Raw genomic sequence first — 12647 nt, 5'->3', positions numbered from 1 at the left:
TCGGGCATGACAAAGTATAATGAAAGTACTATTTTTCAAAAATTCTTCAATTCTGAAAAAACGGGAGGTATACTCTTGTTATGTTGTGTAGTGATCTCCTTAGGTATTGCAAATTCTTCATGGGCATCAGGCTTTGCAAATCTTCTTAACCAAACCCTAGGATTTAGCAACACTGCAATTGATCTGAATTATAGCATTTCGTTATGGATCAATGATGGGTTAATGGCCGTCTTCTTTTTGCTAGTGGGACTGGAAATCAAACGTGAGATTTTAACCGGAGAATTATCTGATGTTAAAAAAGCGAGTTTACCTGTATTGGCAGCTCTTGGGGGTATGATCATACCTGCTTCGATCTATTTTATCATCAATAAAAATACGGAAACCGTACACGGCTGGGGCATCCCTATGGCTACGGATATAGCCTTTGCGCTGGCTATTATCGCTATGTTGGGCAAAAGTATCCCATCTTCTTTAAAGATCTTTTTAGCGGCTTTAGCTATAGCAGATGATTTGGGTGCTATTTTAGTCATTGCTATATTTTATACATCTGAAATACATTTCAATTATCTTTTTATGGCCCTGGGTGTATTTTGCATATTGATGCTACTCAATTTTTTAAAAATTAAAAAACTATACTATTATATTCCTTTAGGTATCGCTTTATGGTATCTAGTACATCATTCGGGTATCCATGCAACTATTGCCGGTGTATTGTTGGCCTTCACCATACCTAATGAAAGTAAGGAAGATACATCCCCTTTAATCAAACTAGAGCATTTACTTACTACTCCGGTTAACTTTATCATTATGCCATTATTTGCTTTGGCAAATACCAATATTACTTTTGAACAGGGAATGGTTAACGGACTGAGTACCCCAATGGGTTTAGGTATTTTACTTGGATTACTGGTAGGTAAAACCCTTGGTATAACCATATTCTCTTACCTGGCCGTTAAACTTAAATGGGCTCAGCTACCCGATAAGGCCAAATGGATCCATATGATTGGCGTAGGACTGTTGGCTGGTATTGGCTTTACCATGTCTATTTTTATTGCTATGCTGTCATTTAGTGAACCGAGGTTTATAAACGAAGCTAAATTTGCCATATTGATTACCTCTGCTATTGCGGGTATTAGTGGCTATATCTTCTTAAAATCTACAGGTAAAAAACAGGCATTTACAGTTAAAACAAATTAAGAATACGATTTTTTGCATTTTTTGGAACGCTTAAACAATAAAACCCTGTAATATGTGTTTATGTATGTGAGAGCGTTAATTTAGATTAGCGGGAATGGTCGGGATCGATCATTTCCGCTTTTTTGTTTCTACATGGTTTCTCTTTGCCCTTTCCTTCAAAAGTTCTGTTTCAGCATACCTTCTACCATATCATTACATCTAACTTGTTTCAAGATCTATGTTAAGCATAAAAGATGCTGAAACAAATTCAGCATAAACGAGTACTCCTCAATTAGAATTTTAAACAGTTTCCTTGTAAATCACTATCAAAATAATACATTTGAGTGTTTTTAGCTGCTAAGAAGAAACAGCACCGATTAAATTGGATTTGATAGAAATGAAAAAATCTTATATCCTGCTACTGATACTGGTCTTTACCACCTTATGGAGCAAAGCTGCTGATATCAATAATTTTCTGTTAAAAGAAAGTCTGTTAAAGAACAGTAAACTATCTGTAATAGCCGCCGATAGTTTAGGCCATGCCAATGAAGATGTTAGCGGCAGTTATATGTTCAGCGTTAGTGGTTTTTCACAACAACTTACTTTTAACAACGGTATTGCCACAATCCCCTTACAGATAGATAAATCAACCTTTGTATATATCAAACACCAAAATCAGGTAAGAACGATCAGCAAGTTATTTTATGTCTATAAATCAGGCGACGATCTAAAAATCATCCAGATCAGTAAAATATTCTTTGTAATTATACCCGTTCTTATCATTATTTTAACCTTTGCTTTTAGAAAGTTCATTTATCTAGCCGTTATCATTTTACTATTGATGACATATTTTGGATACAGTAATGGCTTAAACATTTCTACATACTTTGAGACCATATTTGATTACCTAAAAAATCTGGTCTGACCAATCTTATTTATCATGAAAATAGCACTATTTCCCGGTTCATTTGATCCTATTACCATTGCTCACGTAGATATTGTGACCAGATCCCTACCCCTTTTTGATAAAATCGTGGTAGGCATAGGCTTAAACAGCTCAAAACAAAACCTGCTTTCGCCAGATAAGAGAGAAGAAATCGTTAAAAGTGTTTTTGCTTCTTACCCAACTATAGAAGTACGTGCATATGAAGGATTAACAATAGATTTCTGCAAACAAATCAACGCTTCGTATATGTTACGTGGCATCAGATCAACAGGCGATTTTGAATACGAACGGGCAATAGCCCAGATCAACAAAACCATGTTGCCCAGCGCAGAAACCATTTTATTGCTAAGTCAACCCGAGTATTCGGCCATAAGCTCTACCATAGTGAGAGACATCTTAAGAAATAATGGCGATGTAAGCCAATTTGTACCCAAAGAAGCTTTACCTTTCTTAAAGCTCTAACCCAAGCGCAGCATATTGGAATAGCCTTTGGCTATGAGCCTGTTTTTATGTGGTAAATAAACTTCACATTGCAGGTTAATAATAGTTCTGCCCTGTTTTATGATCATTGTTTTTGCGGTAATGGTATCTCCCTCATTAGCAGGAGCAAAATAATCTATGTAGTTATTTACCGTTGTATAAGCCTGAGACAAGCCTAAAGTATAAACGGTTGCGCCGATCAGATCGTCTATAATTCCGGCGGTTATGCCACCATGTAAAATACCATGCGGATTGGTCATTTCTTTACGTACCACATAACTGCAATGCAGACTCCCTTTCTCCGCATCAATAACAACTGGTTTTAACCAGTTCATAAAATGTGAGGGAGAATCTGTAACTTCCCTCCCGGTAAAAGACCGAAAAAAAGCCAGTCTTTGGTGTATGTTTTCCTGTTCTTCCATCTAGAATATAAAGCTAAAAATTAAAATGAATAATACTAAAATTACCGCAATTGCCGAGATAGGACAATATGCTTATAAAACACAAATATTTTCTGGAGGCCATGTTATATATGCTGATGAGCCTGAAAATTTAGGAGGTACCGATGAGGCCATGCAACCTGCATCGCTTTTGTTAGCCAGTTTGGGCAGTTGTACCGTTATTACGCTCAGGATGTATGCCAACAGAAAGCAATATGACTTGCAACACATCAAAGTTGAATTAACACTCGAAGACGACAACATGGCTACTGCATTAACCAATATTACCCGTAAGATTACATTTACAGGAAATCTTAGCAACGAAGAACATGCACGCCTGATGCAAATCGCAGAAAAATGCCCTATACATAAAATCCTTTCAAACCCTATCCAGATTACCACTACCTCTTAAAAGTCTTATTTACGTCACCCTGAACTTGTTCCAGGGTCTTTATATATTTTTCATTAGATGCTGAACTTCCCGAATAAATTCGGGAAGTTCAGCATGACGATAGCGTAATGTTAGGCTGAACCTGTCGAAGCCTAATTTGCAGGATTACATTTCGACAACTTGTCCCGATACTTCGGAAGCTCAATGTGACAAATTAAAGATGCTAAAATAAATTCAGCACAACGGTAGCCGTGCCGCCACTCTGAATTTATTTCAGAGTCTTTATGAACTACTTCTATACTGAAACAAGTTCATTATGAAGCTTTAAAGATTTTTTAAGATATCTGCAGCAATCGTGTACGATTTCAGTCTATCTGCGTGCTCGTAAATATGAGAAGTAATCATGATTTCATCAATTTTTGTCTCATTGATAAAAGTGTGCAAACTTCCCTTTAGCCATTCCTTTCCACCTATAAACGCATAAGTCAGCATTTGCTCAACCGCAGCTTCTTCCATAGCTGTCCATTGCCCTTCCATGCTATCTATGGGCGGTTGCAACAGCATCCGTTTATTGGTAACGATACCTAAGAATAAGCGTTTTAACGAGGTAGCCAAGCGCTCTGCTTCTTGATCAGTATCGGCAGTAATCACATTTACACAGGCCAGTACATAAGGTTCTTTCAACACAGCCGAAGGTCTAAAATTACGCCTGTAAATATCAATAGCTTCTAAAAAATAAGTTGGTGCAAAATGACTGGCAAAAGCATAAGGCAAACCATATGAAGCCGCCAAATGCGCGCTCTCAGTACTCGATCCTAATATCCAGATCGGTACATTTGTGCCTTCTCCAGGTATGGCCCTTACCCTACCCTCATAATTATCATCACCTAAAAAATACTGCAGTTTCAATACATCTTTCGGAAAATTATGTTGTGCATGAAAACGTTCCCCTCTTATTTCAAGCGCTGTGGCCTGATCGGTTCCTGGGGCTCTACCTAAACCCAAATCTATCCTATCGGGATACAAAGTAGCCAAAGTACCAAACTGCTCGGCTATGATCAATGGCGTATGGTTGGGCAGCATAATACCTCCTGAACCTATACGCATGGTTTGTGTTTGTGCGGCAATGTGCCCTATTAAAATAGATGTTGCAGAACTGGCTACAGCCGGCATATTATGGTGTTCTGCCAACCAGTAACGCTTATAACCCAATTGCTCGGTATGTTGTGCTAAAGCTACACTGTTTCTAAACGTATCGGCAATGGTATTACCTTGTATAACACCTGCCAAATCCAATACAGAATAAGGTATTTGTTTCATATCGTAAACTCTTTGTAAAAGCAGGCTGATATAAAGCTCTCCTGCCCGGTTTCATCGCTGGTAAATTTACTCCTCATTTTTATAAACTTTCAGTTTGCCTAAAAGAGATGACAGTAATAAGACCTTATAGGTGCATTGCTTATAATGAAGCAAATTAAATATCTTTGTCATTAATCTCTTTCATTTAGCATGTACAAAATAGCCTTAGTTGAAGACGATCAAAAAATAGCTTCTTTGGTAAAAACCGGATTGGAAGAAAATGGTTACGAGATCGAAATCATCAATAATGGGAATACGGCATTGAGCCAGTTGGTAGAAAACCCCTTTCATCTCATTATCTTAGATGTAATGTTACCACATGTTAGCGGTGTTGAGATTGCCAGGCACTTACGCAACAACGCTATTAACACACCCATCATCATGCTTACCGCGCTGGGTGCCATTGATGATAAATTAACCGGATTTCAGTCCGGGGCAGACGATTACCTTTTAAAACCTTTTCATTTCAAAGAACTTTTGGCACGCATAGAAGTGCAATTAAAACGTGCACCTGTTACACCAAAAAAGGAAAACGAGGTTAACCATTTCTTAAATTTTGAAGATGTAGAGATTGACCTGAAAAGCAAAGAAGTAAAAAGAGCAGGACAAATTATTGACCTTACCAGCAAAGAATTCAATTTACTGGTATTGTTCATGCAAAATCCCAAACGCTTATTATCCAGACAATATATTGCACAACAGGTATGGGATATCAATTTTGATACAGGCACCAATGTGGTAGATGTTTACATCAATTTTCTGCGCAATAAAATTGAAAAGAACTTCGAAAGGAAACTCATCCATACCAAAATAGGCATGGGTTATATATTAAAGTAAAATGAAGATAAAGAACAGGCTAGCCCTATATTTTACGCTCATAAGCGCTACCATGCTTTTGGGCACGCTTGGAGCCATCTATTTTACTTTTATCAAATTTTTAGAAAGCGATTTTTACGATCGCCTTAATGACAGGGCTTACATTACTGCTCGCTTATATCTCGAAGCCGATGAAATCTCTTCAGATTCATTAAATAAGGTAAGAAACCAATACTTAGAAACATTGCACAATGAAGTTGTACGCATTTACAACATGAGCAATGACGCTGCATTTATTGGCGACGACCAACGTTACTGGACAAGCGACGTAATCAACGAAGTAAGACAACGTAAAAAACTAAAATTCAAAGAAGGACAAAGACAAGTAGTAGGCATCTTTTATAAGGATAATCAGGGCGATTTTGTGATACTGGCATCAGCCATAGACCAGAGTACACTCAAAAGAACTGAGAAACTGCGCAAAATAATGCTGGTATTCTTCTTTATTATTCTGTCTATAATCCTGTTATCATCTCGCTGGGTAGCCAATCGCATTTTACGTCCTTTAGATCTCTTTATAGATGATGTAAAAAAAATAAAATCAAACAACCTCGATTACAGAGTACAAGAAGGCAAAAACAAAGATGAAATAGGCCTTTTGGCCCAAGATTTCAACAATTTAATGGAGCATTTAGAGCAGGCGTTTGCACTACAGAAAACATTTGTCTCTAATGCATCTCATGAGCTGCGCACACCCATAACCAGTATTTTGATGAGTGCCGAAATTACACTAAGCCAGCCACGAACAGAAGAATATTACAAAGCAGCACTTACTTCTGTAATTGATGATATAGAAAAAATGGATCATATCATTAACGGCCTGCTAAGTTTGGCACAGTCCGACCTCGAAATAGGTACAGATGAGCAACAAGAAATACGTATAGATGAAATGCTCTGGGATCTGCAAAAAGAGTGGAAAAGATTACATGATGCAGAACTTATCCTCAACTTTTCGGAAAACTCGCAAAACCAAGAAGCCTTATTGATCAAAACCAATCCTGTACTGTTACAGATTGCCATTAACAACATTATAGCCAACGCTTTTAAATTTTCTGATTTTCAATCCGTTCATTGTACCATTTCAGCATCAGCAGATTTCATCAACATCCATATCATGGATCAGGGAACCGGAATAGAACCATCAAATTATGAGCAAATTTTCAAGCCTTTTCAAAGCCTGTACACCTATAAAGAACACAAAGGCAAGGGTTTAGGCTTATACATGGCACATAAAATTATTCTTTTGCTCAAAGGCGAAATCAGTTTTAATTCCGTTCTGGGACAAGGAACCACCTTTTCTGTTAAACTGCCTAAATTTTAATTCCATTTTAATTTGCCTTTAATTTGGCTTTAATTTCATGGAGATAGTTTTGCCGACAACATAAAGGCTGATTCTATTTAAAGAATCAGCTGTTTTTGCAAAACACCCATGAAAAGAAAATTCGCACTGGCTTTTATTTTTATGGTCTTAACAAAAGCAGGCCATACCCAGAATACACTCAGTTTAACTCTTCCCGAAGCAGAAAAAAGGTTCTTAAAAGAGAACTATCAGCTATTGGCCCAAAACTATAATATAGAACAGGCAAAAGCAGAGGTGATCACAGCTAAATTGTTTGATAATCCAGAGATCAGTCAGGAAAACTACCTCTACAACACTACAGATAAAAAGTACCTCGGTACATCTTACAACAATGGTTATTATAGTTTAGATGTATCGCAGCTTATTAAACTTGCTGGTAAGCGCAATAAGAACATACAACTGGCAAATACAGGAGTAAAACTGGAAGAATATGCGTATTACGACCTGATCAGGACCTTACGTTATGAACTAAGAAGCACCTTCTATAAAAGCTATTACCTGCAGCAATCTGCAGCAGTGTACGAAGATCAGATCAAAGCGCTGAACAAATTGTTAAGTGCATCAGAACAGCAATTAAAACAAGGCAACATTGCTGGCAAAGAAGTAATCAGGATCAAATCTTTGTTATACAGTGTCAATACCGAGTACAATAGTCTTAAAAATGACATAGAAGAGCTCAATACCAATCTTAAAGTATTGATACATGTACCAGCTCACACAACTTTACAACTCGTAGCAGAACCTGTGCATTTCGAATCGCTAAAAGATAAAACTTATACAACATTACTTGATTCTGCAAAAACAAATCGCGTAGATCTTAAATACGCACAAACAGCTCTTACCTATGCGCAGCAAAATCTAAAACTGCAAAAAGCCATGGCTGTACCAGATATAGAACTTTCTATGGTATATACTTCCCAAAATATGCCCGATAAGTTTTTAGGCTTGGGCATTAAACTTCCTTTACCTTTATTTAACAGAAATCAGGGCGAAATTAAAAAGGCTAAAATAGCCATAGACGCACAAAACAACAATTACAATCAGCTAGAGAACCTGTTAGAGAACGAGGTTTACAAAGCTTACCTATCAGCATTAAGAGCTCAGGAACTGTATGAGGGCATGGATAAAAATTTTAACCATGATTTTACCCAGATGATGAGCGATGTAACCACAAATTTTGCCAAACGCAACATCAGCCTGATCGAGTTCTTGGATTTTTATGAATCGTTCAAGAACAATGTACTGCAATACAATCAAATCAGATTTGATGAAATCAACACCAAAGAAGAAATCAATTTTGTTACCGGAACCAACATTTTCAAATAATATAAAGATGGCACGTAAAATAGCTTACCTATTGATGATCGGTACCGCTTTGAGTATTCAGAGCTGTACAAGTAAGAAAGCAGAAGTGGCAGAGGATAAAAAATTTGTCCTAACCGATTCGCTGATCAGTAAACTTAAAATTGATACCGTAAAAGATGCTAGCAGCCATACAGAACTAAGTTTTTCGGCTAAAATAACCCCTAATGAAGATACGCAGGCAGCTGTGTACCCAATGGTAAGCGGAGTTGTTGGTAATGTAAGCATAAAATTAGGCGATAAAGTAAATAAAGGGCAGATACTGGCTACCCTTAACAGTGCCGAAATGGCTGAATTTGATAAAGAAGCCACTAGTTCAAATGCAGAACTTAAAGTGGCCGAAAGAGCTTACAAACAGGCCGAAGACATGTACAAAAGCGGATTGATCTCGGCCAAAGACTTAGAAGAAGCAAAAAATAACCTGATCATTAAACAAGCCGAGCATAAAAAAGCCAATACCGTTCTAAAACTCAATGGCGGTAACAGCAAAGGTATTTACAGCATAACATCACCTGTGGCAGGTTATGTGGTAGAAAAAAACGTGACCAGCAATATGCTCTTACGTCCAGACAATGCAAATTGTCTCTTTAAAATAGCCAACCTCTCAAACGTGTGGGCAATGCTCAACATATACGAGTCTGATATCGCTAGCATTCAGGAAGGTAATGAAGTAACGCTTACTGTACTCCCTTATCCAGAACGGGTTTTTAAGGGTAAAATAGATAAGATCTACAATGTAATAGACAGCGAAACCAAGGTCATGAATGCCCGCGTGGTAATCTCTAATACAGATTTGAGTTTAAAACCCGGTATGATCGCTACAGTTAAAGTTACAGCTAAAGCACCCATAAATCTACCTACCATCAATCCAGAGAATATCATTTTTGACGAAAATAAAAACTACGTACTGGTACTTGACCCGCAAAAGAAAATCAGGATCCAGGAAATAGAAATAGGACGCAAAACAGCCAACATGGCCTACATCAGCAAAGGTTTAGCACCAGGCGATAAAATAGTAGCTTCTAAACAAGTATTCATATTCGAGAGCCTTAAAGATTAAGTCGTTTCATCAAAAAGCAGCGTAAATGAACAAGTTCATCAAAAATATCATAGGGTTTTCATTAAAGAACAAATACTTTGTATTCTTTACCACTTTTATCCTCATACTTTCGGGTTACCTGAGCTTTAAGCATACTACCATAGAGGCTTTTCCCGATGTAACCAATACCAGCATTACCATTATTACACAATGGCCTGGCCGTAGCGCAGAAGAGGTCGAAAAATTTGTGACCAGACCACTGGAGATTGCCATGAACCGTACCGAAAAAAGAACGAGCATACGCTCTTCTTCCCTACTCGGTTTATCGGTAGTTAAAGTAACTTTTGAAGATGATGTTGAATATGCATTTGGGCGTGTGCAGGTCAATAACCATATTGCGGATGCCGATCTGCCAGATGGAGTAAGGCCCGATATACAGCCGGCAACGGGACCAACGGGCGAAATTTACCGTTACACCGTAACGAGCAACAAAAGAAACATCAGAGAACTGAAGACCATACAAGACTGGACCATTGAAAGAGAGTTACTATCTGTACCCGGTGTGGCTGATATTGTGAGTTTTGGCGGTGAAGTTAAAACTTACCAGATTACGGTAAACCCACAAAAAGCCATACAATATGGTGTAAGCGCAACCGAATTGTTCGAAGCAGTTTCAAAAAGTAACATCAATGTGGGCGGCGATGTAATTGTACAAGGCGGACAAGCTTATGTGGTACGTGGTATTGGCGTACTCAATAATATAGACGAGATCAGGAACATTGTTGTAGATAATTTTAACGGCACACCTATTTATGTAAAGAGCATTGCCGATGTTACTGAATCGGCCCTGCCAAGATTAGGTCAGGTGGGTAGAGATTACGATCCTGATGTGGTTGAAGGCATTGTACTGATGCGCAAAGGCGAAAACCCTAGCGAGGTCATCAAAAGCCTGAAAGCCAAGATAGACGATGTAAACCAAAACATCTTACCTACCGATGTAAAGATCAAAGCTTTTTACGACCGCGAAGACCTGGTAAATTTTGCCACCCATACAGTTTTGGGCAATATGTTTGAAGGCATATTGTTCGTAACGGTAATCGTATTTCTTTTCATGGCCGATTGGCGTACAACCCTTATTGTATCGCTGGTTATTCCTTTGGCACTATTGTTTGCTTTTATTTGTCTAAAATTAAAGGGCATGTCGGCCAATCTCCTTTCTATGGGAGCTATAGATTTTGGTATCATCATAGACGGGGCCGTGGTCATGGTAGAAGGTATTTTTGTGATATTAGACCACAAGGCCAAGGCCGTGGGCATGCAAAAGTTCAACACCATTAGCAAATTAGGTTTGATCAAAAAAGCCTGCCTTGAAAATGGTAAAGGTATTTTCTTTGCCAAGCTGATTATCATAACAGGCCTCATGCCCATCTTCACCTTTGAAAAAGTTGAAGGTAAAATGTTCTCACCTTTGGCCTGGACACTCAGCTTTGCGCTATTGGGAGCCCTCATCCTTACATTTACGCTCGTACCTGCACTAGCCAGTATTCTGTTACGCAAAAACGTTAAAGAAAAGCATAATATCTTCCTAGAATTTATCATACGCAACACCTTAAAACTGTATGACAAATGTTTTAAGGTGAAAAGAATGGTGGTAGGTTTTTCCATTGGTATTCTAATACTGGGCCTGGTAAGTTTCAATTTTCTGGGTACGGAGTTCCTCCCTAGCCTCGATGAAGGTTCTATTTATGTAAGAGCAACCGCACCACTCAGTATCTCATTGAGCGAAACCAAAAAATTATCTAACCAGATGCGTAAGATCTTTTTGAGTTTTGATGAGGTTAAACAAGTGCTTTCGCAAACCGGCCGTCCTAACGATGGTACCGATGCCACAGGTTTTTACAATATGGAATTTATGGTAGATATCTACCCTAAAAAAGAGTGGAAACGCAAGCAAACTAAAGAGCAGCTTATAGAGCGCATGCAGGAAAAACTAAGTGGATTTCCGGGTATTAGCTTAAACTTCTCACAGCCTATCTCAGATAATGTTGAAGAAGCCGTATCGGGCGTAAAAGGTTCTATCGTGGTTAAAATGTTTGGCGATGATTTTCATTACATCGAACACACCGAAGAAAAGATCTTCAATATCCTGAAAACGGTTAACGGTATAGAAGATTTGGGTATCCTAAGGAACTTAGGCCAGCCAGAATTACAAATTAATCTTAACCAGCAAAAAATGGCATTGTATGGCGTAAATGCAGCCGATGCTAATGCAGTTATAGAAATGGCCATTGGTGGTAAGGCTGCTACCCAGATTTATGAAGGCGAGAAAAAATTCGACCTGATCATCCGTTATCCTGAAGATTTCAGGAATGATGAAAGCTCTATTGCTAAATTGCGTATTCCTACCCTATCTGGAGCCAAAGTACCTTTGGGTGAGATTGCTTCCATCCGTAAGATTACAGGTCCAAGCATGATCTACCGCGATAAACACCAACGTTACGGAGCTATCAAGTTTTCTATTCGTGGCCGCGATATGGGTAGTGTGATCAAAGAAGCGCAACAAAAAGTAAACAGCCAGATCAAATTACCTAAAGCCTATAAATTAGAATGGGCCGGCGATTTTGAGAACCAGCAACGAGCCACCAGCCAGCTTTCAAAAGCGGTACCTATCAGTTTGTTATTGATTTTCTTTATTCTATTTGTACTGTTCGGTAACATCAAAGATGCCTTACTGGTATTAAATAATGTACCTTTTGCACTGATCGGTGGTATATTTGCCCTGCTCATTACGCACATTAATTTCAATATTTCTGCAGGTATAGGTTTCATTGCTTTGTTCGGTATCTGCGTGCAAAATGGAGTAATTTTAATTACCAAATTCAAGCACAATATTGATGAGCTTAAGCACAAACCAGAATGGACATTTACCGATGCCATCAAAGATGGCGTGGCTACCCGTGTACGTCCGGTTATCATGACGGCTTTAATGGCTGCCATAGGTTTATTGCCTGCGGCTTTGTCAACAGGTATTGGCTCTGAAGCTTCAAAACCACTTGCCATAGTAGTTATTGGTGGATTGATCACCAACACTATTTTCTGCCTTTTCGTTTATCCAATTATATTTTACTGGAGCTATCATAAAAAAGTGAATAAATAATTCACGTCACCCCCGAAAAGCCGGGACAGGCCCTGAACTTGTTTCAAGGTCTAATTTACGG

The 12647-nt window shown here is 38.4% G+C and carries 11 protein-coding genes; 9 read left to right on the top strand and 2 right to left on the bottom strand.

Annotated elements, in window-relative coordinates:
* Positions 1 to 6: 6 nt before the first annotated feature.
* The 3 genes from nhaA (at position 7) to coaD (ending at position 2584) form a co-directional block, all read left to right on the top strand.
* A complete protein-coding gene (nhaA, locus tag MMF97_RS09845; RefSeq protein WP_243361998.1) occupies positions 7 to 1197 on the top strand; it encodes a Na+/H+ antiporter NhaA in 1191 nt (396 codons plus the stop codon).
* A gap of 376 nt (positions 1198 to 1573) precedes the next feature.
* A complete protein-coding gene (locus MMF97_RS09840; RefSeq protein ID WP_243361996.1) occupies positions 1574 to 2101 on the top strand; it encodes a hypothetical protein in 528 nt (175 codons plus the stop codon).
* Positions 2102 to 2116: 15 nt separating this feature from the next.
* Positions 2117 to 2584 (top strand): pantetheine-phosphate adenylyltransferase, encoded by a 468-nt coding sequence (gene coaD, locus MMF97_RS09835; protein WP_243361994.1) that lies wholly within the window; start codon positions 2117 to 2119, stop codon positions 2582 to 2584.
* Here the strand turns inward: coaD and MMF97_RS09830 are convergent.
* Entirely contained in the window at positions 2581 to 3024 is a 444-nt protein-coding gene (locus tag MMF97_RS09830; protein WP_243361992.1) for a PaaI family thioesterase, read from the bottom strand. The two genes, coaD and MMF97_RS09830, sit on opposite strands and share 4 nt — an antisense overlap.
* A 25-nt stretch (positions 3025 to 3049) precedes the next feature.
* Here MMF97_RS09830 and MMF97_RS09825 point away from each other — a divergent pair, with 25 nt between their 5' ends.
* A complete protein-coding gene (locus tag MMF97_RS09825; protein ID WP_243361990.1) occupies positions 3050 to 3454 on the top strand; it encodes an OsmC family protein in 405 nt (134 codons plus the stop codon).
* 303 nt (positions 3455 to 3757) lie between these two features.
* Here MMF97_RS09825 and MMF97_RS09820 read toward each other — a convergent pair whose 3' ends face one another.
* On the bottom strand, positions 3758 to 4753 hold the full coding sequence (locus MMF97_RS09820) for an LLM class flavin-dependent oxidoreductase (RefSeq protein WP_243361989.1): 996 nt from the start codon (positions 4751 to 4753) through the stop codon (positions 3758 to 3760).
* A 189-nt stretch (positions 4754 to 4942) separates the two neighbouring features.
* Here MMF97_RS09820 and MMF97_RS09815 point away from each other — a divergent pair, with 189 nt between their 5' ends.
* From MMF97_RS09815 to MMF97_RS09795, 5 genes are all read left to right on the top strand, one after another.
* Positions 4943 to 5629 carry a response regulator transcription factor gene (locus tag MMF97_RS09815; RefSeq protein ID WP_243361987.1) on the top strand — a complete coding sequence of 229 codons (687 nt, stop codon included), beginning with the start codon at positions 4943 to 4945 and terminating at the stop codon, positions 5627 to 5629.
* 1 nt (position 5630) lies between these two features.
* Positions 5631 to 6989, top strand: coding sequence for a sensor histidine kinase (locus MMF97_RS09810; protein WP_243361985.1), 1359 nt, complete (start codon positions 5631 to 5633; stop codon positions 6987 to 6989).
* Between the two features lie 108 nt (positions 6990 to 7097).
* Positions 7098 to 8354, top strand: a complete 1257-nt coding sequence (locus MMF97_RS09805) for a TolC family protein (protein ID WP_243361983.1) — start codon at positions 7098 to 7100, stop codon at positions 8352 to 8354.
* A gap of 7 nt (positions 8355 to 8361) precedes the next feature.
* Entirely contained in the window at positions 8362 to 9450 is a 1089-nt protein-coding gene (locus MMF97_RS09800; RefSeq protein ID WP_243361981.1) for an efflux RND transporter periplasmic adaptor subunit, read from the top strand.
* A 25-nt stretch (positions 9451 to 9475) separates the two neighbouring features.
* Entirely contained in the window at positions 9476 to 12586 is a 3111-nt protein-coding gene (locus MMF97_RS09795; RefSeq protein ID WP_243361978.1) for an efflux RND transporter permease subunit, read from the top strand.
* Positions 12587 to 12647: the final 61 nt, after the last annotated feature.

The organism is Pedobacter montanisoli (assembly GCF_022809115.1).
GTDB lineage: Bacteria > Bacteroidota > Bacteroidia > Sphingobacteriales > Sphingobacteriaceae > Pedobacter > Pedobacter montanisoli.
This window is presented reverse-complemented; position numbering and strand designations above follow the sequence as displayed.

Excerpts from the sequence above, each read along its gene's own strand:
- nhaA (WP_243361998.1), top strand. The coding sequence starts at position 7 with ATGACAAAGTATAATGAAAGTACTATTTTTCAAAAATTCTTCAATTCT.
- MMF97_RS09840 (WP_243361996.1), top strand. The coding sequence starts at position 1,574 with ATGAAAAAATCTTATATCCTGCTACTGATACTGGTCTTTACCACCTTA.
- coaD (WP_243361994.1), top strand. The coding sequence starts at position 2,117 with ATGAAAATAGCACTATTTCCCGGTTCATTTGATCCTATTACCATTGCT.
- MMF97_RS09830 (WP_243361992.1), bottom strand. The coding sequence starts at position 3,024 with ATGGAAGAACAGGAAAACATACACCAAAGACTGGCTTTTTTTCGGTCT.
- MMF97_RS09825 (WP_243361990.1), top strand. The coding sequence starts at position 3,050 with ATGAATAATACTAAAATTACCGCAATTGCCGAGATAGGACAATATGCT.
- MMF97_RS09820 (WP_243361989.1), bottom strand. The coding sequence starts at position 4,753 with ATGAAACAAATACCTTATTCTGTATTGGATTTGGCAGGTGTTATACAA.
- MMF97_RS09815 (WP_243361987.1), top strand. The coding sequence starts at position 4,943 with ATGTACAAAATAGCCTTAGTTGAAGACGATCAAAAAATAGCTTCTTTG.
- MMF97_RS09810 (WP_243361985.1), top strand. The coding sequence starts at position 5,631 with ATGAAGATAAAGAACAGGCTAGCCCTATATTTTACGCTCATAAGCGCT.
- MMF97_RS09805 (WP_243361983.1), top strand. The coding sequence starts at position 7,098 with ATGAAAAGAAAATTCGCACTGGCTTTTATTTTTATGGTCTTAACAAAA.
- MMF97_RS09800 (WP_243361981.1), top strand. The coding sequence starts at position 8,362 with ATGGCACGTAAAATAGCTTACCTATTGATGATCGGTACCGCTTTGAGT.
- MMF97_RS09795 (WP_243361978.1), top strand. The coding sequence starts at position 9,476 with ATGAACAAGTTCATCAAAAATATCATAGGGTTTTCATTAAAGAACAAA.